General features: G+C 33.1%; 14 protein-coding genes and 1 pseudogene. 12 read left to right on the plus strand and 3 right to left on the minus strand.

What is annotated here, in order from left to right; translation table 11 throughout:
• Positions 1-1,903 precede the first annotated feature (1,903 nt).
• Genes fruB through fruA form a run of 3 tightly spaced genes read left to right on the plus strand, consistent with a single transcriptional unit; the run spans position 1,904 to position 5,693 of the window.
• The gene (gene fruB / locus HACICURV3402_RS01820; protein WP_157992644.1) at positions 1,904-3,049 is read left to right on the plus strand and encodes a fused PTS fructose transporter subunit IIA/HPr protein; all 1,146 of its coding nucleotides are present in this window, start codon (positions 1,904-1,906) and stop codon (positions 3,047-3,049) included.
• Positions 3,046-4,008, plus strand: coding sequence for a 1-phosphofructokinase (gene fruK / locus HACICURV3402_RS01825; protein ID WP_157992645.1), 963 nt, complete (start codon positions 3,046-3,048; stop codon positions 4,006-4,008). Before fruB ends, fruK begins: the two co-directional genes overlap by 4 nt.
• A complete protein-coding gene (fruA, locus tag HACICURV3402_RS01830) occupies positions 4,005-5,693 on the plus strand; it encodes a PTS fructose transporter subunit IIBC (protein WP_157992646.1) in 1,689 nt (562 codons plus the stop codon). Before fruK ends, fruA begins: the two co-directional genes overlap by 4 nt.
• 58 nt (positions 5,694-5,751) lie before the next feature.
• On the opposite strand, the gene nfo is transcribed toward fruA, so the two are convergent.
• From nfo to znuA, 3 genes are all read right to left on the minus strand, one after another.
• Entirely contained in the window at positions 5,752-6,627 is an 876-nt protein-coding gene (nfo, locus tag HACICURV3402_RS01835; RefSeq protein WP_157992647.1) for a deoxyribonuclease IV, read from the minus strand.
• Between the two features lie 934 nt (positions 6,628-7,561).
• Positions 7,562-8,887: a murein DD-endopeptidase MepM gene (gene mepM, locus HACICURV3402_RS01840; RefSeq protein WP_157992648.1), complete on the minus strand. Its 1,326-nt coding sequence runs from the start codon at positions 8,885-8,887 to the stop codon at positions 7,562-7,564.
• Between the two features lie 17 nt (positions 8,888-8,904).
• Positions 8,905-9,867: a zinc ABC transporter substrate-binding protein ZnuA gene (gene znuA, locus HACICURV3402_RS01845; RefSeq protein WP_157992649.1), complete on the minus strand. Its 963-nt coding sequence runs from the start codon at positions 9,865-9,867 to the stop codon at positions 8,905-8,907.
• A 78-nt stretch (positions 9,868-9,945) separates the two neighbouring features.
• On the opposite strand from znuA, the gene znuC reads away from it, so the two are divergent.
• The 9 genes and pseudogenes from znuC (at position 9,946) to murG (ending at position 22,847) form a co-directional block, all read left to right on the plus strand.
• Positions 9,946-10,665: a zinc ABC transporter ATP-binding protein ZnuC gene (znuC, locus tag HACICURV3402_RS01850; protein ID WP_157992650.1), complete on the plus strand. Its 720-nt coding sequence runs from the start codon at positions 9,946-9,948 to the stop codon at positions 10,663-10,665.
• A gap of 35 nt (positions 10,666-10,700) precedes the next feature.
• Entirely contained in the window at positions 10,701-11,486 is a 786-nt protein-coding gene (gene znuB / locus HACICURV3402_RS01855) for a zinc ABC transporter permease subunit ZnuB (RefSeq protein ID WP_157992651.1), read from the plus strand.
• 2,091 nt (positions 11,487-13,577) lie between these two features.
• Positions 13,578-15,329, plus strand: a complete 1,752-nt coding sequence (gene ftsI, locus HACICURV3402_RS01860) for a peptidoglycan glycosyltransferase FtsI (protein WP_157992652.1) — start codon at positions 13,578-13,580, stop codon at positions 15,327-15,329.
• Positions 15,330-15,337: 8 nt separating this feature from the next.
• Positions 15,338-16,825 carry a UDP-N-acetylmuramoyl-L-alanyl-D-glutamate--2,6-diaminopimelate ligase gene (gene murE, locus HACICURV3402_RS01865; protein WP_157992653.1) on the plus strand — a complete coding sequence of 496 codons (1,488 nt, stop codon included), beginning with the start codon at positions 15,338-15,340 and terminating at the stop codon, positions 16,823-16,825.
• Complete coding sequence (gene murF, locus HACICURV3402_RS01870) at positions 16,822-18,183, plus strand: UDP-N-acetylmuramoyl-tripeptide--D-alanyl-D-alanine ligase (RefSeq protein WP_157992654.1); 1,362 nt, start codon at positions 16,822-16,824, stop codon at positions 18,181-18,183. The genes murE and murF overlap by 4 nt, the downstream gene beginning before the upstream one ends.
• Positions 18,177-19,259, plus strand: coding sequence for a phospho-N-acetylmuramoyl-pentapeptide-transferase (mraY, locus tag HACICURV3402_RS01875; RefSeq protein WP_157992655.1), 1,083 nt, complete (start codon positions 18,177-18,179; stop codon positions 19,257-19,259). The genes murF and mraY overlap by 7 nt, the downstream gene beginning before the upstream one ends.
• Positions 19,260-19,261: 2 nt before the next feature.
• Entirely contained in the window at positions 19,262-20,578 is a 1,317-nt protein-coding gene (gene murD / locus HACICURV3402_RS01880) for a UDP-N-acetylmuramoyl-L-alanine--D-glutamate ligase (protein WP_157992656.1), read from the plus strand.
• Positions 20,578-21,789 carry a cell division protein FtsW gene (gene ftsW / locus HACICURV3402_RS01885; RefSeq protein WP_157992657.1) on the plus strand — a complete coding sequence of 404 codons (1,212 nt, stop codon included), beginning with the start codon at positions 20,578-20,580 and terminating at the stop codon, positions 21,787-21,789. Before murD ends, ftsW begins: the two co-directional genes overlap by 1 nt.
• A pseudogene (murG, locus tag HACICURV3402_RS01890) lies at positions 21,790-22,847 on the plus strand (undecaprenyldiphospho-muramoylpentapeptide beta-N-acetylglucosaminyltransferase).
• Positions 22,848-22,869: the final 22 nt, after the last annotated feature.

Raw genomic sequence — 22,869 nt, forward strand, 5'->3', positions numbered from 1 at the left:
AAGCAGATCATAATTGGTCATAGAGGCAAGACTAAAATTATCTCCTTAATATATCAATCTACTATTTTCTGTATTATAATCTTATTATCTTTAGTTACACTCAGTTGTTTTACAAATCATGACTTATATAATTACAGTGAAAATGAATATAATTTCAATAAAAAACTCTGCTATATCTAATAAAATTTCTATTAATACAAGTTTTATAAATTTTGTATTAAAATATTTAAATTATATCTTAATATATAACTTTAATATATAAATCATTATTTCTATCATCCTTAAATATTCATGTTGTGTGAAATACTACGTTATAAGTTATAGATGATATGTTATATTCTATTCACCTATATTAATTAAGAATTGTGATATAAATTTTACTAAAAAAATAATTATAAGCTAGTAAAAAAAGGACTTATTAGCTCAATCTTTGATATACCAAATCATTTATTTATATCATACTATACTAACTACGTCAATGTGATGAGAAAAAATTCTATATTCTTTTTAGTTTGTATCTTCTGTTTCTTGACTTAGTTTGGTTTTACCTGACATTCTCTACACAAGTACTCTACATCAGTATAAGTATTTATATGCTTATCCAATAAAATAATCTATAACGACAGTGTCGTATATACGAAAATACGGCAAAATAATCAAACGACTATGCTGATTAACTAAAAATTTATTTTTTCAAAAAAGATTTCTAATGTAAATTCTCTAAGAGATGATCTGAAAGATTTAAAAAAACTACTTATCTATGCTATCTAATTTAATTCATTAAGATTGTTTGATAACACTCAACTACTAAACAAATGAAGATCACCATAGTAAATAAATACATAAATGAAAACTTATTACATTCTTTAAAATCATCAAGATTGATATCTTTAATATCGGCATTATTAACACTTAATCTTATCTTATATGTATATTATTAATAATGTTTATCAGATATTGTCATTAGCTTACCCATGATGACTAGATTATCACATAAGTACTTTTATTTTCTTCTATACACCTATAATTAAAATACATATTTAAAAATTAAAGTTCAGTTTTTATCATCTATTAGTTAAAATAAAAAGCTTATCTTCCTATGATAGAGGAATGATATACAAATAAGATTTTTTCAAAAAATAATATAGAAATCTCCTTCTTTGTATCGTTTGTTTGAGAATCTATTCTCTAGAGATTTTTATATATTCACGCTATAATATTCACTCCAATCAATGTCAGTAGATTCACTTATGCACATAATATACAATATATAAAATGAAATGAATTATGATATTAACTATATTAAATATATTTATGTATTTATTAAAAATAAAATATACTGAACATATAAAAACATAGATAACAGTCTCATATTACTCAGAAAGTTTTATCAATCTACTAATCTCAAAGAATTTTAAGTTCATTAAACATAACTTAAACCATATATTGCTCAAAGGTAAATATCATGAATGTAAGAGCCCTTCTAACTAACATAAGTCTATCTAATTAAATTGATTGATATAGTTCAATATCATTCTTTTAATACATAGAATATTTATTCTATTTCAGGATATTTACTTACCTACTTACTGTAGAATAAATCTCTTCATTTAACATGCACTGATAATCTAAATTAAAGTTGTTAAGGTATAATCTGACAAGATAATACGAATGTTATTAACTTAAAAATCTGACAATCTGTGCTTTAATCCTACAGAACATAAGAATATATTGTGAGTAGTAAAATATGGTATAATATATATAATGTGATTTTAATTTTAACTAAAATATTTATTAACATAATTGAAAATACTTATCAAAGCACATGTAACTTAATTACTACTTTATATTACATTGCCTGTTAAAAACAGCTTAAATTTTAAATTTTACAGCGAGGAAAACTATGTTGCAATTAGCGCTTAATAATATCATAGCTGGAGCATTGGCTTGTGATAAACAAGATGCAATTCGCCAAGTCAACTCTGCTCTGATTAAAGCCGGTAATGTTAGTAGTGGATACTTAGATTCTATGTTAGCGCGTGAGAACCAGATGTCTACCTATTTAGGTAATGGTGTTGCGATTCCTCATGGAACAATTGATGCTCGTAGTCTGGTTTTAAAAACCGGCGTCCAAATTATTCATTTCCCTAAAGGAATAAATTGGGGAGAAGATCAAATAGTGTATATGGTCATTGGTATTGCAGCAAAATCTGATGAACATTTATTGTTATTAAAAAAATTAACACTTATATTAAATGATGAAAACTTAATCGAAAAACTAAAAACTACTCATACAGTTGAAACTCTACGCAATATATTTATTAGTGAAAAATTCTCTACTAATAAATTTAAATTTGACTCTTCCTTGATTTCCACAGAGATAAATGCTAAAAATTTAATCACACTGCAAGCTATAAATGCCGGACTTCTCCAAGAGACTGGGGCTATAGATTCTTCTTTTATTTCTTATATCATTAAAAATAAACCTCTTCATCTTGGACAAGGAATTTGGATAAACGATAGCCCTGATGGAAATCTTATTAGTGCTATTGCGATTAGCCGGTCAACATCGCCATTCAATTGCAATGGCGAGATAGTATCACTCTTAATCACAGTTTCTATGGTTGATGATCAACCAGTTGGCATACTAAACAACTTGAGTAACTTATTAGAAAAAAAGAAAGCACTTCAGTTATGGAGTGGAAATGCCGATGATATAATAAGAAAACTTAACAGTCCTTTGTCATGCGATTCTGTGAAAGAACAGGTAATTATAGAAGAGTTTGTGATTCGCAATGAACATGGATTACATGCTCGTCCTGGTGCGATACTAGTTAATATAATTAAGCAGTTTAACTGTGAAGTAAGTGTCATAAATCTTGATGGTAACGGAAAGCCAGCTAATGGACGAAGTCTGATGAAACTTGTTTCTCTCGGTGCGAAAAAAGGTCATCACTTACGATTTATCTCTAAAGGGACGGAATCCCAACAACTAATCAATGCAATCGGGGAAGCTATTTCTTCTGGACTTGGAGAGATCCCTACATGAATAAGCATGTAGCTATTATTACTTTTAATCCTGCCTATGACTTAATTGGTTATACTAATAAAATTCATTACGGTGCCATGAATTCACTAACAACCACTGGGTTACATGCGGCCGGAAAAGGCATTAATGTTGCTAAAATATTAAAATATCTTGATATTGATATTACAGTAGGCGGTTTTCTTGGAAAAGAAAACAAAGATGGTTTCCAAAAACTGTTTACAACAATGAACTTTTATAATTATTTTAAATTAGTAGAAGGACGAACACGTGTTAATGTTAAAGTGACTGAACAAAACGGTGCTCTTACTGAATTCAATTTTTCCGGATTTACAGTCACCAAACAAGCTTGGGAAACATTTTCTAATGACTCGCTGATCTGGTTAAAGAAATTTGATATACTTTGTATTAGTGGTAGCCTACCAAAAGGAATTAGGTTATCTTCTTTTACTCAGTGGATGAAAAAACTGAATGAATGCTGTCCATTTATCATATTTGATAGCAGTCAAGAAACGCTTGTAGCAGGACTAGAGGCACGTCCATGGTTAATTAAACCCAACCACCATGAATTAGAAACTTTGGTTGGAAAAAAATTGCCAACCATAGAAGATATTGTTACTTCTGCCAGAAGTATCCAAAAAAAAGGTATTACTAATGTAGTAGTATCATTAGGATCTCAAGGGGCTATATGGGTCACAGCGTCTGAAGAATGGATGGCAAAACCTCCATCGTGTCATGTTGTCAGCACTATTGGTGCCGGTGATGCCATGGTTGGGGGTATGATTTATGGACTCTGCATGAATCACTCAAGCGAACACACCTTTCGTTTAGCAACCGCATTATCTGCGCTAACGGTGAGCCAAGGCAGTGTTGAAATCTCTGATCGTGCAAAATTAGATATAATGATGGCACGTATTGTTTTACATCCATATCAAACAATGATAACTGGGGAGACGCAATGAAAACCATTCTGATAATGGATTGTTCACTAGGATTAGCCACACGACACATGGCGAAAAATCTAACTAAAGCAGCTGCAGAACAATCTGGTATTCTTCTAACTGATCAATTAGAAGACGCCGATAGAGTGATCGTAGTTGGTCAAATTCCTTCAATAAATAATCAACTATACAATAAAAAAATTTATTTAGTAGGTATCGAAAAATTACTTCATAATCCAAAACACATTCTGTTAACAGCTCAAACCGATGCTCAGGTATATTCTATATCTTCTTCTCAATCAGTCAGTTTACCTCAACCGAAAATTAAACAAAAACGCATTATAGCAGTCACTGCCTGTCCAACCGGTATAGCACATACATTTATGGCAGCTGAAGCTATAAATAATGAAGCTAAAAAACGCGGTTGGTGGATTAAAGTAGAAACGCGTGGTTCAGTAGGTGTTGGTAATATTATTACAGATGATGAAGTAAAACTTGCTGATCTAGTCATAGTAGCCTCTGATATCGATGTCGATTTATCTAAATTCTCTAACAAACTCATGTATCGGACCTCAACTAGCTCAGCACTAAAGAATACAGAAGAAGAACTAGATAAAGCTATCACAGAAGCTAAACTCTATCAAACTATAAGTGAAAGCATAACAACTACAAAAATAAATCAAGAACATACCGGAGCATATCGTCACTTACTGACTGGAGTTTCATATATGTTACCGCTAGTTGTTGCAGGTGGGTTAATTACTGCTTTATCATTTGCTGTTAGCAACACCATTATTCATCAATTTAGTACATTAGCGCCTGTCCTAATGCAAGTAGGAAGCGGAGCTGCTCTCGCACTAATGATTCCAGTGCTTGCAGGTTTTATTTCCTTCTCTATTTCTGACCGACCTGGATTAGCGCCAGGTTTAATAGGTGGCGTACTAGCATCTAGCGTTAACGCGGGTTTTATTGGTGGAATTATCGCTGGTTTTATTGCTGGATACACGGTAAAATTCATTAATTTACAATGTCGTCTTCCAAAAAGTTTAGAGTCGTTGAAACCAATTTTACTCCTTCCTCTGATATCTAGCTTAGTTACGGGCTGTCTGATGATCTATGTAGTCGGTAAACCCATTTCCAGCATTATGTCTATCCTTACTAATGGTTTAGCGAATCTTGGAACCGCTAATTCCATAGTCCTGGGGGCTATTCTTGGTGGCATGATGTGCATTGATATGGGTGGACCACTTAATAAAGTAGCATATTCATTTGGTGTAGGTTTTCTTAGTTCACAAACTTACACACCAATGGCCGCCATAATGGCGGCTGGTATTGTACCTCCATTTGCAATGGGACTAGCAACACTACTAGTAAGAAAAAAATTTAGCCAGGACCAACGTGAGTTGGGAAAGGCAGCTTTCATACTCGGCATGTGCTTTATTTCAGAAGGTGCTATTCCATTCGCTGCACGCGATCCAATACGCGTACTTCCTTGTTGTACTATTGGCGGCGCGGTAACTGGAGCAATCTCTATGGCAATTGGGGCCAAACTAGTCGCTCCGCATGGAGGTTTATTTGTCCTTTTGATTCCTGGAGCCATTACGCCGGTCTTTGGTTATCTCATCGCAATCATAATTGGTACATTAGTAGCTGGAATTTCTTATGCACAATTAAAGAACCCAGAAGTTACGTATAATACAGCTTAGATCATTCTTCATCTTCATTAATTACTAAAAAAGTTATTCTAAATATAAAATCTGTTTATTAAAAGCGTGATAATATGGTGTTGTTTTTAGTTAACGATTGTTCTGATTTTAACCAAGATATTTCATGTTTCCAAAGTGCAGGATTGATTGTTTCTAGGATCATAGGAATCTTATCAAAACGGCTATCCTGCATCAACCAACTAAATGGAGCTTTACCAATACTGCCCTTACCTAGACTTTCATGACGATCAATCCGACTACCTAGTTCATTTTTTGAGTCATTAATATGCATTCCCCGTAAATAATGTAAACCAACAATACGATGAAAATTCATAAAAGTTTCTATACAAGCCCTTTCAGTACGCAAATCATAGCCTGCAGCAAAAGCATGACATGTATCAATACAGACACCAACACGTGATTTATCTTCCACACCATTGATAATGCTCTCTAAATGCTCAAAACAAAATCCAAGGTTACTACCCTGTCCTGCAGTATTTTCAATCACTAAAGTTACCCCTCTTGTTCTATCTAAAATGATATTAATAGACTCAGAGATACGTTCTAAGCAATTTTTTTCTGTTATCTGATTTAGATGACTTCCAGGATGGAAGTTAATTAATATAAGACCTAATTGGTGACAACGTATAACTTCATCTATAAAAGAAGCACGTGATTTTTTTAATCCTTCTTTTGTAGGGTGACCCAAATTAATTAAGTAGCTACTATGTGGTATGATTTGAAATGCATTGAATTTTTTTTTCTCACAAGTATGACGAAATAAATCAATTTGTTCTGTAGTAAGAGGAGTAGAATGCCATTGCCTTTGATTTTTCACAAAAAGTGATAGAGCCGTTGCTTCTATTTCTGCCGCTCGCTCTATTGCTAGATTAAGACCTCCTGCGGCACTCATGTGTGCTCCAATATACTTCATTATTTTAACCCCCTCTTACATATTATATAAATCATATCTAGTTAAACCAACATAACTCTGTAATATACTCAATAATTCCTCATATCGTTTTATTAGTAATATAAACACTGGATGTATTCCATTAAATACCAAAAACATATTTCATGGCTTCTTAAAAATGCAACTAATAAGAATTGCTTAAGAAGAATAATATATAGAAATAAGAGTTATTAATTTTATAATTATCATATATATCTACGTATATGCGTAATCTGATATAGCATGTTTATTCTAGATAATCATTAGATACTATTCGCTTTTATCCATAATACTCTTTAAGTATTCTAACTTAATTAAGCCATATATTTATAATATATATTGTGAATAGGTTAGCTGATTGTCTTTAATGTAGAAATGAGAAAATTTCTCAAAATAAAAATAAAAATGATATTCAAACTTTATATTAAATAATATTATTATTTAATGTTTTAATGTAATTTTTGCTAAAAAATTGTTTTAATATATTTTTAATATTAGTTGATCTTTATAGAGAAATCTAACATATAGATAAATTAAAGATTTATATCAATGTTAATAATGATCATCATTATTCATGATTGCGGTGTGTTTTTCTGATATTGAAATAAGATGCATACTAATATATATTAAAATCTAGTTCTATATATCTTGTAAAACTTTTTGAAGTAACACTTAGAGATCTTATATATCAAAATATATAAGAATGTTATTCTCTTTAAGAAAAATTAACTTAATATTCATACCATATCTTCTTAATTAAACTTTAATTACTTAATTTAATTAAAATACAAGAAACATCTATTTGTAATCTTCACATACAAAAAAAGATAATTCATATTTCTTTAAAAAAAAGAAACTTATTAAGTGCTCATGAACACATTAAAATATTATACGCAATCTTACTAAAGAAAGTAGTCTATCTTTTATTAAACTGCATTATAGTTTTATTTACTCTATCTAAATAATTTCGACGGGCTTCACCAGTTATTCCTCTCATACAAGGAAGTCTAGCAGTTAAGGGATTTACAGCATGATTATTAATCCAGATTTCAAAATGAACATGAGGCCCAGTCGATCGACCGGTATTACCAGAAAAAGCAATACACTGACCACGCTTAACTCGATCTCCTGGTTTTACAAGAAGAGTTTTCAAATGCATGTATCGTGTCATATATTGACGTCCATGACGTATAGCTACATAATTCCCGGCTGTGCTACTACATTTAGATACCATGACTTCGCCATCCCCTATCGATAAAATAGGGGTACCAATAGGAACAGCAAAGTCTACACCTTTATGTGGTGCAATGCGACCGGTCACTGGATTAGCGCGTCGTGGATCAAAATGAGATGAAATACGATATCGCCTAACTGTCGGAAACCGCATAAAACCACTAGTTAAACCTGATCCACTGCGATCATAAAATTTGCCATCAGAAGCACGAATAGCATAATAATTTTTTCCAGAACTACTCAAACGAACCCCAATTAATTCACTTTGTTGTCTTTGACCATCTAAAATTTCACGCATAGTTAAAACCCTAAAGTCATCGCCATCACGGAGTTTTCGAAAATCTATTTGCCACTGTAAAGATTTAATAACTTCAGCAATCTCACTATTACTTAACCCAGCAAGTTTAGCGCTTTTAATAAAACTACCGTTAACTATAACTGTTAATATATCACGTTGCCATTTTCCAGTTTTTAATAATACCGATAACTTAAACCTATCTTGTACACGATCATATCGTCGACTTTCGCGACGGGATCGTTCCCAGGTGACACTTTTCAGCTGACTAGAATTATTTAATGTCCATGAAAATTTTTGTCCAATTTTTACATTATATAAATGTGGATCAGCTTTAACAAGCTGTCTAATATCTGCTATCTCAATACCATACTGATTTAGTATGTTACTCAGCGTATCTCCTGAGGAAACAATATAATCATGTGTTTCAATTTCATCAGGAATATCATTATCAAATTCATCTTTTGGTAGATCCTCGTCTATAACAGAATTTTCTGTCTCTATAGGTTCGCTATCTAGAGGAAGAGAAATGCTCAACGAAAGTTTCTTAAAGAAAGAGTGATTAGCGTCAAGACTTGTTCCAATGATTTTATAAAAACAAGCATCCCAGATACAAATCATCAGACTGACTGAAATCAGCACGCTTAATATGATACGGTAAAAATAGGAAAAACTATTAAACTCTACCTTAAGAGAGTTGAGTGTTTTCTGCACGTACGACTTCCTTTACTTTAATCTCCTTTGAGACAATTCACATACTGGTCAGATAACTGAATAAGAAATTGAGCATAGCTATCTTTCCCTAAAGAAATACCTACACCAAGAGGATCTAAAGCACCTGCACGCACCGGAGTATCCCTAATAATTGCCTTTATTATCGCCGGCCTAAATTGAGGTTCAGAAAAAACACATATTACTTTCTTTTTGATTAATGCACGCCGTATCTTATGCAAACGTTGTGCTCCTAGTGGAATTTCTGGATTTACGGTAAAGCACCCTTCTGGAGTTAAACCGTAATATTTTTCAAAATATGCATACGCATCATGAAAAACAAAATACCCCTTACCCTTAAGTTCTGAGAGTTGGTTATTAATATAGGCATCAGTCATTAACATAGAAAATTTAAAGTGTTGAAGATTAGCATCTAATTGCTTATGATGTATAGGCATAAGTTTTAATAATTTTTCATAAATTACAATAGCAATTTTTCTAGAAATTTCCGGAGACATCCAAAAATGCATATTATGTCGACTATGATTTTGTTTTTTTTTATCTTTATACAATCCCATTTCTCTTAAAGACATGGAGGAGTCTAAATATGATAAACAACTACCATTAGAATCACGCAGTAATAAAGATTGAATATCAGGTAACAAGTCTATCTCAATTTTTTTATCTATAGATATTGTTTCAGTAACCTTGCTCATAAACGCTTCCATTGCAGGACCAGACCAAAGAATTAATTCCGCGTCCCTTATTCTCTTAATATCTAATGGACGTAATGAATAATCGTGTACTGATGCACCATCTGGTAGAATAATCTCGATTGAAACTATATCATGAGCAATAGCTGCAGCAATAAAACCTATAGGTTTTATTGAAGCAACAATATCTGCTTTAACTGGAAAGAATGATAATGCGGAAATAATAATTCCACCTTGTATTATAATTAAACGCAATTTTTTATGTAACATAAAGCTTTATTTATCCTGATATTAACTATTATTGTTAATATTATAATTTTTATAATTTTTAAAATTATAATCACAATTATGTCTAACTTAATTAAGCTTACCAAAATTTCAGTAAACTTTGGCCTAAATCCAGTACTAACCAATATATCACTACAGATAGAACCAGGAAAAATATTGACATTACTAGGACCCAATGGAGCAGGAAAGTCTACATTAGTACGCGTAGTGTTAGGATTGATTACACCAAATTCTGGAATTGTAGAACGTAATAAAAAACTATGTATAGGGTACGTTCCGCAAAAAATTTTTCTTGATTTAACTCTACCATTAAATGTAAAACGCTTTATGCAATTACGACCTCGAGCACAATACAGAGATATTCATTCTGCATTAAAACGAGTACAAGCAGAACATCTAATTGCACACCCTCTGCACAAACTATCTGGAGGAGAAATGCAAAGAGTTTTGCTAGCACGTGCATTATTTAACCAACCACAACTATTGGTTCTTGATGAGCCAACTCAAGGTATTGATGTTAATGGTCAAGTTATATTATATGATTTAATCGATCAGCTTCGACATGAACTAAATTGTAGTATTTTAATGGTTTCACATGATTTGCATTTGGTTATGGCTAAAACAGACAGGGTCTTATGTTTGAATCATCATATCTGTTGTTCCGGTACATCAGAATCGGTATCACAACATCCAGAATTTATCTCTATGTTTGGTTATCTTGGAACAGATAAGTTAGCAATTTATCGACACGATAATCATACTCACGATTGTACTTCCTAGAAAGAAGTATTTCATCTCATGAAAATCATGGCGCAATGATTGAATTATTATTACCAGGATGGATTGCAGGAGTCTTGATTGCATTAATTGCAGGCCCTCTTGGTTCTTTTATCATTTGGCGTAGAATGTCGTATTTTGGTGATACCCTAGCACATTCGTCACTGCTTGGAGTTGCATTTGGTCTTCTATTAAACATTAATCCTTTTTATACAATAATTACCTTAACTATTTTATTATCGCTAATTCTAGTCTGGTTAGAACGCTATGAAAACTTAGAACTCAATGCTTTATTAGGAATAATAGCCCACAGTTCTTTATCACTAGGTCTGGTTCTTATTAGTCTTATTTCCAATATTCGCATGGACTTAGTTGCATATCTTTTTGGTGACTTATTATCAGTAGTTCCCAGTGATTTATGCATAATATTTTTTAGTGTGATCCTAGTATGGATACTATTAGTATGGCATTGGAGATCACTACTAGCTCTAACTATTAGTCCTGATCTAGCTCAGATAGACGGTATCAACATTCATCGAACTAAAATTATTTTAATGCTCATGACCTCACTAACTATTGGAATAGCAATGAAGTTTGTTGGAGCACTAATTATTACATCTTTACTTATTATTCCATCTGCTACTGCGCGTCAATTTGCCAAGTCTCCCGAACACATGGTTATAATTGCAGTTGTTGTAGGCATATTAGCAATTACATCTGGATTGACTTTATCAGCATACTATAATACCCCAGCGGGTCCATCAGTGGTATTAAGTCTAGCATTAATGTTCATATTAAGCATCTTAAAAAAAACAGAAGAGTAAATACTAAAATGAAATTAATTAAATTATAACAAGACATATACATCATAAAATATATTACATATCCGATATTAATTTAATGTTAACAAAAACTTACAAGAGAATATTTCACCAACAAACACAACCCAAAATGTAATATAACTTATGTGTTATAACAAAATTTAAGTAACGATTGTTGAAAATTGTTTAATTCAGGATTAAGAAGATAAAACAATTGCATTTTTAGCATTGATGCGCATAACTTAAGAAACTATTCTTAAACAGAATAGAATTACATAATCAGTGGAAAATACACTATAATAAAGCTTATAAGCCTTGTTCAGGTTTTGATTAATAAAATCTACAAAGACTGAATATCATTAAGTGTTTATAGATTTTATTCAAGGCAAAAGAAGAGATTGTATTAATCATTATATGAAATAACTCTCTCGTCAAACACCACAACTATCATTATATTAAACATCATTGATATTTTCTTATAATTATAAGACAGAATCACTATATATAAAATATATAAATATTAGCTACCAAGCATAGAATATATTATTAATTGATTCTGAGTTTATTCCTTTAACCAGAATAAATTTTCATTCTTTAGTCTTGGGCATAACATAATAACGTATATCATATTTGCACTATTAGTTTAGAAAAAACAATATTTGATACTGAATATCAAAAATATTTACCATAAAATACAATGCCATCATAAATTAAATTTTTATAAATAAGATAACAAATTTACTGATAAAAGAAGAATGTATATTCTTATATTATACTTTTGTTAGAAACAAAAAAATTAATATAATTTAAGTGTTTTATTATCTGATTATATTTATAAATGATTTTCATGGATCGCTCATCACTCGTACTAGATTAAAATTCTGTGAACTGTTTGAGAAGCTCTCTCTAATGGTTTATAGAATATACTCAGTAATAAAAATGGATAAGAATATCTAAAATTATTTATCCTAAGATAAAGAATTGACGTGTATATCACGGGTATTTTAGAACACATTTTGTCGAATGATTATATAATAATTGAATTATTATTTTCATCTACAAAGTAAAATAGATATAAAAAAAATAGATCCTTATATTCATTACATATATGTCAGTCTAGTTCTAATAAAAAATAAAAACTATAGAACTCAGAAAAAAGATAAGATATCAAATAATAAAAAATTAACCCATAACCAAAGATGTACTAGATAATAATGGTTTTTATAAATATGTATAACTTATTTATCTTATGAGTAAGATCGGAGTATAAATTTAATCAATCTATAACATCCATTCTGATGTTCAAATAGTTCGTTAGTTTTCTAACTGATTTAAAAATATTTATATAATATAACGATAATAAAAAATCTAGATCAACTTGAATCAATATCTCTATCATACACTTTCTAATCACTAAAAATTTTAGTTGAAAATTTAAGTCTTTTTTATAGTTTGTTTTGAACAGTAATTCAATTACTATTAATTTAATACATTCATAAAGTAATCAATTTTTATTAAGATTAAATATATCAAAAAATTATCTTTCCTAATAAGAATAAAGTTTTTCTAAAATAATAGATTATTTAATAATTTATTAGAAGAAATCTAACAATATAAACTATATTTATTTATAATTATACTGAATAAAATATTATAAATAAATAATTTATCTACAATTAATCTTTATATATTTGGAAGACAATAAAACCCTGCAGGGGTTTTACCTAAAACTGTATTGTCCAAATTAAATATTCATATAATCAAGTAAGTTGTGATTAATTAAACACCTGTATCTAGTTCTATGCATCATCACTAATACAAAATTTTTTGTCAAAAACCCTTCTCTTGAGAAGATTGATCTCTACTATTGTAAGAATATAGTTATTAGAGTGTTAAAATTACTGATCCATGCATGTTGAAGAGATTATTTTGATATATCTGTATAAAATTTTAAGAGAATCGATCTTTTCTTTAAAACACTAAAATTAGATGTGTATGGTCAAATAAATTACAGAAATGATATTAATATAGATATCTCATATTAAGATATTATCAAATAATATTATTCACTAATAATGAAGTAACAGGAAATAAATGAGCAATCAGCTAAAGAAATATAAGAATTACTTTCAGCCAATAAAAAAACAAATGATCTTTACGCACTGGCGGTTTTCTTTTATCTATGCTTTTATTTTTTTTGCTATGCTTACATTGTTACTGCGAGTTGGATGGTTACAAATAATTAATTCTAATCCACTAGTTCGCGAAGGAGATAAACGATCATTACGTGTAAAAATCCTCCAAGCATCACGCGGGATGATTAGTGATCGAGAAGGACGCCCCTTGGCTGTAAGTGTTCCAGCTCATGCTATTCTTGTTGATCCAAAAGCGCTATGCGATAAAGGCGGCATAACAATAGATCATCGTTGGATAGCGTTATCCAACGCACTATCTATTCCTCTAACTCAATTAGAAGCACTAATCAGTGCAAATCCAAATAACCGGTTTTTATATTTAGCTCGTCAAATTAATCCAGATATTAGCCAATATATTCAAAAACTAAACCTACCAGGTATTTTTATACGCGAAGAGTCGCGACGTTATTATCCTACTGGTAGTATCACAGCTCATCTCATTGGTATTACCAATATTGATGGACAGGGTATCGAAGGCATTGAAAAAAGTTTTGATAAATGGCTAACAGGTCATCCTGGTATACGTACAATACGCAAAGATCGCCTGGGCGCGGTAATCGAAGATATTTCATCAGTCAACGCTGAGAATGCACATAACTTGATTTTAAGTATTGATGAACGCCTTCAAACCCAGGTATATCGCGAACTTACTAATGCAGTAATCTTTAACAAAGCAGAGTCTGGAACAGCAGTCCTTCTTGATGTTCATACCGGAGAGGTTTTAGCAATGGCTAACAGCCCCGCATACAATCCAAACAACCTAAATGGTGCTACACAAGCTATGATGCGTAACCGTGCCATCACAGATATGTTTGAACCGGGTTCTACCGTTAAACCAATGGTAGTAATTACTGCTCTGCAAAATAAAATTGTAAGTGAAGATAGCATATTAAATACTGTTCCTTTTCGAGTTAATAACCATGAAATTCGAGATGTAGCATTCTACAATGAATTAACTTTAACTGGAATACTTCAGAAATCATCTAATGTTGGCGTATCCCGTTTAGCTCTCTCTATGCCTATTGATGCATTACTAAACACTTATTCACTATTTGGATTGGGACAAGAAACCAATTTAGGACTTATTGGAGAAAGCAAAGGACTTTATCCTAAAAAAAATCACTGGTCAGATATAGAAAAAGCTACCTTGTCTTTTGGATATGGTCTAATGGTAACCCCTTTGCAATTAGCACGAGTATATGCAACATTTGGTAGTTACGGTATTTACCGACCACTATCAATTGTCAAAGTTACCCCGCCAGTATCAGGACAACGCATTTTCCCCGAGCCATTAATACGTACAGTGCTGCATATGATGGAAAGCGTCGCTTTACCTGGAGGGGGTGGTGTTAAAGCCGCTATTAAAGGTTATCGTGTCGCAATTAAAACAGGCACAGTTAAAAAAGTTGGGTTAGGTGGCAAATTTATTCAAAGATATATCGCTTATACTGTAGGTGTGGCACCTGCAAGCAAGCCTCGTTTTGCATTAGTTGTAGTAGTCAATGACCCTCAATCTGGTAAATATTATGGCGGCACTGTCTCGGCCCCAGTTTTTAGCGCAATCATGAGTAATGTCCTTCAGATTATGCATATTGCACCAGATGCTTTTCCAGACGTAAATCAACAGACAACAACAATGAATAAAAAATGAGAAAATAAGTGGAAAATCATAATTTAAACACATTGCTTAATCCATGGATATTGAATGCACCACATTGTGCACTTCAATCAATCAAATTAGATAGCCGTAAAGTAACACCAGGAGATCTATTTGTTGCAATCAAAGGCCATGATAATGATGGTCGCTTGTTTATTTCTCAAGCAATTGCCAATGGTGCAGTAGCAGTTATTGCTGAAACTCATATTACATCTAATAATGGGCAAATAATAGAAAGACATGGAATTCCTATTATCTATCTAACAGAACTACCATCTCACCTCTCAGTTCTTTCTGGGCGATTCTATCACCATCCAAGTGATAAAATGACCGTCATTGGTGTCACTGGTACTAACGGTAAAACTACTATAACACATCTAATAGCTCAATGGGTGTCACTGGTAGATCAAAGAAGCGCTATTATGGGAACAAATGGAAATGGGCTATATGGAAAACTAGTACACACAACAAATACAACTAGCTCCGCTATAGATATCCAAAAATTTCTAGTGACATGCTTAGAAAAAACGGTAAACCTTGTAGCTATAGAAGTTTCTTCACATGGTTTAATTCAACATCGCGTAGCAGCCCTAAATTTTTCAGCAGCAATTTTTACTAATCTTAGTCACGATCATCTTGACTATCACGGGAATATTTCGTGTTATGAAGATGCCAAATGGCTGCTCTTTTCTACACATAAGACTCAAAAGATCATTATTAATGCTGATGATGCAATTGGAAAAAAATGGCTTCTAAAATTACCTAATGCAGTTGCAGTAACTATAAATAATCAATATCCAATAAAAAACCATAAAGAATGGCTAAATGCTACTAAGATTAAATATAATAAAAATGGAATAAGTGTTAATTTTGAATCTATCTGGGGAAGTGGTTATATTAAAAGTAGTCTAATAGGTTCATTCAATATTAGCAACTTATTAATATCCTTAGCTACACTTTTATCCTTATCCTATCCGCTTGATAAATTAATAAAAACTGCTAGTCAATTACAACCTCCATTCGGTCGCATGGAGATCTTTAAGGGCATTAATCAACCAAAAATCATAGTAGATTACGCTCATACACCAGATGCCTTACAACAAGCATTAATTGCATTAAGATCACATTGCCAAGGGCAATTATGGTGTATTTTTGGATGTGGTGGAAATCGTGACATACATAAAAGAGCCTTGATGGGAGCGATTGTAGAGAAATTATCTGATGTGATTATCATCACTAATGATAATCCTCGTAACGAAAATCCCAAGAAAATTATTCAAGATATATTAAGTGGATTCGTTTATAAAAAACGTGCCAAAGTAATTATGAATCGCGTAGAAGCTATTTCTTACGCAGTGATTACAGCACAAAAAAAAGACACCATACTCCTGGCAGGTAAAGGAAGTGAAAATTATCAAATAATTGGTACTAATAATTTTAGCTATTCTGATCGACACATAGTTGCGAGCCTTGTAGGAGTTAAAGCTTGATCACTATCACCTTACAACAAATAGCAGACATAACTTACGGTAAACTATATGGAAGTAATCTTTCTATTTCGTCAATTACGCTAGACACAAGAAAAGCACAAAGAGGGAGTCTTTTTCTAGCTTTACAAGGAAAGAATTATGATGCTAATAATTTCATTCCTGATGCTATTAACGCAGGATGCGTCTGTTGCTTAGTTAACAGGCCTCTATCCATAGACTTTCCTCATGTAATTGTCAGAGATACACGTATTGCATTAGAAAATTTAGCAGTATGGTTTCGTAATAAATCTAGAGCACGAATCGTTGGCATAACCGGTTCATCTGGAAAAACATCAGTAAAGGAAATGACAACGGCCATCTTAAAAAAATGCGGAACAACATTATGTACTCAGGGTAATTTAAATAATGCTATTGGAGTACCAATTACATTATTACGTCTAAAACCAATGCATAAATACGCAGTGATTGAACTAGGTGCCAAAACTAAAGGTGACATTTCCTACACTTCTGGGTTAATAAAACCACATAGCGTTCTAATAAATAATATTTCAATTTCGCATTTAGAAGGGTTTAAAACAACTAGGGGGATTGCCGAAGGCAAAGGAGAAATTTTCAATGCTCTATCAGTGAATGGTACTGCCATTATTAATCATGATAGTAACGACTGGCTAAATTGGAAGTTTTTATTACATAAACAAACTATTTGGCGATTTTCCTTGTATAAAAAACAAGATAGTGATTTTTATGCATCTAATATTATTACTCATATTTACGGGACACACTTTGTTCTGCATTCACCTATCGGATCTGTGACAATTACACTAAACGTACCAGGAACACACAATATTTCTAATGCACTAGCTGCCGCTGCATTAGCATTCTCCAGCGGTGCACCACTAAGCGCGATTGATCAGGGATTAAATAACTTCGGAGGGATCAAAGGCCGTCTCTTTCCATTTGTTTTAAACAAAAACAAGCTAATAATTGATGACAGTTATAATGCTAATATGGGATCCATGATTGCTGCTATAAATGTTTTAAAAACTATGCCAGGATATCGCGTACTTATTATAGGTGACATGAAAGAACTTGGGATACATTCCGATAAATATCATGCTCAAATAGGATATATGATACAGAATACTAATATTGACAAAGTACTCAGTACAGGAAAACTTAGCCATCATATTGCTCATAATAGTGGTGTAGGTGAACACTTTTGTGATCTCTCTAGTTTGGCTACGCGAGCTTGTCAATTACTGATCTCACATCACCGCATTACTATATTAGTCAAAGGCTCGCGTAGCACGTCAATGGAATACATTGTACGCATCTTACAGGAGCAAAATATATGCTAATGTACCTGACAGAATATCTCGTAACTCTTTCTTCTGGTTTTCATTTTTTCTCCTCTCTAACCTTCCGAGCTATAATGAGCTTCCTTACTTCTTTCTTTCTGTCTTTATGGATAGGGCCACTAATTATTACCCGCTTAAAGAAAAAATCTATTCGCCAAGTAACTCGTACTGAAGGACCGGAATCACACTTTATAAAAAATGGAACCCCAACGATGGGAGGTATTATAATACTTATTTCCATTATTGTCTCAGTACTAATCTGGGGTAATCCACTCAACCTATACGTCTGTTGTGTTCTTTTTATTCTTATGAGTTATGGTCTTATTGGGTTTATTGATGATTATTTAAAAGTAAAAGACGCTAATAGCCAAGGATTGCTACCTCGATGGAAATATATCTTGCAATCAGTAATTGCACTGGCCTTATGTAGTATCATGTATTTTGTCGGAAAAGACACGCCTGCTACAGCTTTAGTACTTCCATTTTTTAAAAATATCATACCACAAGCAGGCATTCTATATTTTCTTTTAGCATATTTTGTTATAGTAGGTACTAGCAATGCTGTAAATCTAACAGATGGACTTGACGGTCTGGTTATTATGCCAATAGTATTTATCGTTGCAGCATTTTCATTAGTAGCCTGGGCAACTAGCAATCTACAATATTCTGAATATCTACATATTCCCTATTTAAAACATGCTAAAGATCTAGTTGTCTGTTGTACTGCAATCAGCGGTTCTGGATTAGGTTTTCTATGGTTTAATACTTATCCAGCTCAAATTTTTATGGGAGATGTAGGATCACTAGCCTTAGGAGGTGCGCTTGGTACAACTGCAATACTATTGCGACAAGAGTTTTTACTCTTCATTATGGGAGGGATATTCGTGATAGAAACTCTGTCAGTGATTCTTCAGATCTTATTTTTTAAATTACGTGGTCATCGTATTTTTTATATGGCTCCTCTTCACCATCATTATGAATTAAAAGGTTGCCCAGAACCTCGTATTATTATACGTTTTTGGATTATAACTCTGGCATTAGTATTTGTTGGATTGGTAACCCTAAAGGCAAGATAGTAGTGAATGACTATCAAGGAAAAAAAATTGTTATTATTGGGTTGGGCCTCACTGGTCTTTCTTGTGTTCATTTTTTTATATCGCGCGGTGTCCTACCGCGCGTAATAGATACACGTATTAAACCGCCAAATTTACTAAATCTTCCACATAATATTCAATATTGGTTAGGAAGCATGAATGATGATTGGTTACTAGGTTCTGAGTTAATTGTTAGTAGTCCAGGAATCAGTCTTAGGCATCCATCATTAATTTCTGCCGCACAAGCTGGAATCGAAATTATAGGTGATATCGAGTTATTTTGCCGCGAAACAAAGACTCCAATTATTGCTATTACTGGTTCTAATGGGAAAAGCACCGTTACATGTTTAGTTAGTAAGATAGCCAAACACAGGGGGTGGCGAGTTGGAACAGGTGGCAATATTGGATTACCTGCACTAACATTATTAAATAAAGCTGCACAACTATATGTATTAGAGCTATCTAGTTTTCAGCTTGAAACGACTAGAAGCTTACGCGCAAGCGCTGCCACTGTTCTTAATATCTCTGAGGACCACATGGAACGCTACCCATTAGGCATAGAAGAGTATCGTTCTGCTAAATTACGTATCTATCACAATGCTCAGATATGTGTAATTAATTCTGATGATGCACTTACTATACCAGAAAAATCAAACAATAAAAACTATCGAAGCGTTGGTTTACATACTGGTGATTACTATCTCAAAAAAAAGAAAAATGGTACCTGGTTAAAAGCCCGAGGAGAATGCCTTCTTAACACTAATCAAATCCAACTTATAGGTAAACATAATTACATTAATGCACTAACTGCTCTTGCACTAGCTGATGCTATTAACTTACCAAGAACTAGTAGCAAGCAAGTATTAATGAGCTTTCGTGGTTTAGCACATCGCTGTCAGCTAGTTCATGAACACAACGGAGTACGCTGGATTAATGACTCAAAATCAACTAATGTAGCTAGCACAATCGCTGCGTTAGAGGGGTTGCATTCTAACGGGATCTTATGGCTCCTTTTAGGGGGGGATGGAAAATCGGCTAACTTTACACCTCTGGTTCGCTATCTTTATAAAGCCAAGATTCGTCTTTACTGTTTTGGACGTGACCGGGAACAACTAGCAAAATTACGCTCAGAGATCACAGTAATAACTCCAACTATGGATGAGGCGGTAAATCAAATTGCTAAGCAGGTCAAATATGGTGATATTGTCCTGTTATCACCAGCTTGCTCAAGTTTGGACCAGTTTAAAAACTTTGAACACCGCGGTTTGTTATTTACTAAACTCGCACAAGGAGTTAATTAATGCATATAGCAAACCACCAAAGTCTAATCAGAATTATTAAGTCATTAACGCGTTGGATGATGTGTAAAAATCAACAAGTAAGGGAGGATATAATTTTATATGATCGGACATTGTTATGGTTAATACTTGGTTTAGTGATAATAGGCTTCGTAATGGTGACGTCAGCTTCCATGACTATTGGGCATCGCCTATCAGGCGATCCTTTTTTCTTTGTAAAACGTGAGGCGCTCTATATATTATTGGCGCTCACGGTTGCTCAAATTACACTACGAATTCCTATGAAATTATGGCAACAATACAGCAATAAAATGCTACTAATTACAATGATTTTATTGCTTCTCGTTTTAATCTTAGGCCGATCCGCAAATGGAGCATCACGATGGATTATTATAGGACCTATCGGTATACAACCAGCAGAAATTTCTAAACTATCCCTTTTTTGTTACCTGTCAAATTATCTGGTACGCAAGATTCATGAAGTGCGTAATAACTTCTGGGGATTCTGGAAACCTATGAGCGTGCTGCTCATACTAGCAACACTGTTACTGGCTCAACCAGATTTGGGAACTATAGTAATTATGTTTGTTATTTCTTTAGCAATGCTATTTATTAGTGGTGCAAAATTATGGCATTTTCTTCTTATTATAGGACCTAGTATTTCTACGGTGACGTTACTTATCTTAGAAAAACCTTATAGAATGCGACGTGTGAGTTCTGTCTGGAATCCTTGGATGGATCCATTTGGAAACGGATATCAACTCACGCAATCTCTTATGGCATTTGGACGAGGTCAGGTATGGGGACAAGGATTAGGCAACTCAGTACAAAAATTAGAGTATTTACCAGCGGCACATACTGACTTTATTGTCTCAATTATTGGTGAGGAACTAGGTTATATCGGTGTCTTTATAGTGTTATTAATGATTTTTTCTATTTCTTTTCGTGCAGTAAAAATTGGTCAATCTGCACTAAAACTTAATCAACAATTTTCAGGATTTTTAGCATGTGCTATTGGTGTATGGTTTGGCTTTCAAACACTAATTAATGTTGGAGTGGCGGCAGGAATATTACCAACGAAGGGGCTAACATTGCCACTGATTAGCTATGGAGGATCCAGTTTGATTATTATGTCAATAGCCATGACATGTTTATTACGTATTGATCATGAAACGCGTTTAGCCACATCTCAAGCATTTATACGGGGGTCATAAATGAATCAAAAAAAACTACTGATTATTGGTGGCGGAACTGGTGGACATATATTCCCTGGTCTGGCTGTTGCTATCTATCTACAAAAAATAAATTGGAAAATCTATTGGCTGGGTGCTACTGGAAAAATGGAAGAAAATTTAGTCCAAAAGCACGGTATTACTATTGAATATATTAGAATTAGCGGTCTACGCGGCAAAAGTATAAAAACTTTTTTATCAGCACCTTTAAATATTATTAAAGCATGGATTCAAGCACAAGAAATTATAAAAAAATGGAAACCAGATGTAGCATTAGGCATGGGTGGGTATATTACTGGACCGGGAGGTCTTGCAGCCTGGAGCTGTGGTATACCTCTAATTTTACACGAACAAAATAGTGTTGCTGGTTTAACTAATAAATTGCTAGCATGGTTACCGGTAAAGTTATACAGGCATTTCCAGGAGCCTGGACTTCTGCAGAAGTAGTTGGAAACCCAGTACGCACGGACATTCTTTCATTACCCCAACCCTCTATACGTTTTGCAGGACGCAAAGGACCAATCCGCGTCTTAGTAATAGGCGGCAGTCAAGGTGCGCATATTTTAAATCAGGTTATGCCTCAAGTAGCTTATAAACTTGGCAGTAAAATATGCCTATGGCATCAAGTTGGTAAAGGAGCATCTAATTCAGTAAAACATGCGTACATGAAGACAAATTCAATCCATTATCGGATTTCAGAATTTATTAACAATATAGCTTACGCTTATTCTTGGGCTGATGTAGTGATATGTCGATCAGGTGCAATGACAGTCAGTGAGCTAGCTGTTGTGGGGTTACCAGCTATTTTTGTACCTTTCCAACATAAAGATCGCCAACAATACTGGAATGCCTTGTCAGTAGTTAAAACAGGAGGTGCCGTCATTTATGAAGAACATTGGTTTACAGCTGATCTCGTGGCAGAACAGCTTGCTTCATGGGATCGTCTAAAACTTTTAGAAATGGCTAAAAAAGTTCATACCATGGCCATTCTTGATTCTACAGAACGTGTTGCAAAAGTAGTAAGAAGTGCAACTCGCTAAAATATTAGAATACAGAAAGATC

Source organism: Candidatus Erwinia haradaeae (assembly GCF_900698925.1).
GTDB lineage: Bacteria > Pseudomonadota > Gammaproteobacteria > Enterobacterales > Enterobacteriaceae > Erwinia_E > Erwinia_E haradaeae_I.

What these genes read in the sequence shown, in the direction of transcription:
- fruA (WP_157992646.1), top strand. Translation starts at nt 4,005, where the DNA reads ATGAAAACCATTCTGATAATGGATTGTTCACTAGGATTAGCCACACGA.
- znuC (WP_157992650.1), top strand. Translation starts at nt 9,946, where the DNA reads ATGTCTAACTTAATTAAGCTTACCAAAATTTCAGTAAACTTTGGCCTA.
- znuA (WP_157992649.1), bottom strand. Translation starts at nt 9,867, where the DNA reads ATGTTACATAAAAAATTGCGTTTAATTATAATACAAGGTGGAATTATT.
- nfo (WP_157992647.1), bottom strand. Translation starts at nt 6,627, where the DNA reads ATGAAGTATATTGGAGCACACATGAGTGCCGCAGGAGGTCTTAATCTA.
- ftsW (WP_157992657.1), top strand. Translation starts at nt 20,578, where the DNA reads ATGCATATAGCAAACCACCAAAGTCTAATCAGAATTATTAAGTCATTA.
- fruK (WP_157992645.1), top strand. Translation starts at nt 3,046, where the DNA reads ATGAATAAGCATGTAGCTATTATTACTTTTAATCCTGCCTATGACTTA.
- fruB (WP_157992644.1), top strand. Translation starts at nt 1,904, where the DNA reads ATGTTGCAATTAGCGCTTAATAATATCATAGCTGGAGCATTGGCTTGT.
- mraY (WP_157992655.1), top strand. Translation starts at nt 18,177, where the DNA reads ATGCTAATGTACCTGACAGAATATCTCGTAACTCTTTCTTCTGGTTTT.
- ftsI (WP_157992652.1), top strand. Translation starts at nt 13,578, where the DNA reads ATGAGCAATCAGCTAAAGAAATATAAGAATTACTTTCAGCCAATAAAA.
- znuB (WP_157992651.1), top strand. Translation starts at nt 10,701, where the DNA reads ATGATTGAATTATTATTACCAGGATGGATTGCAGGAGTCTTGATTGCA.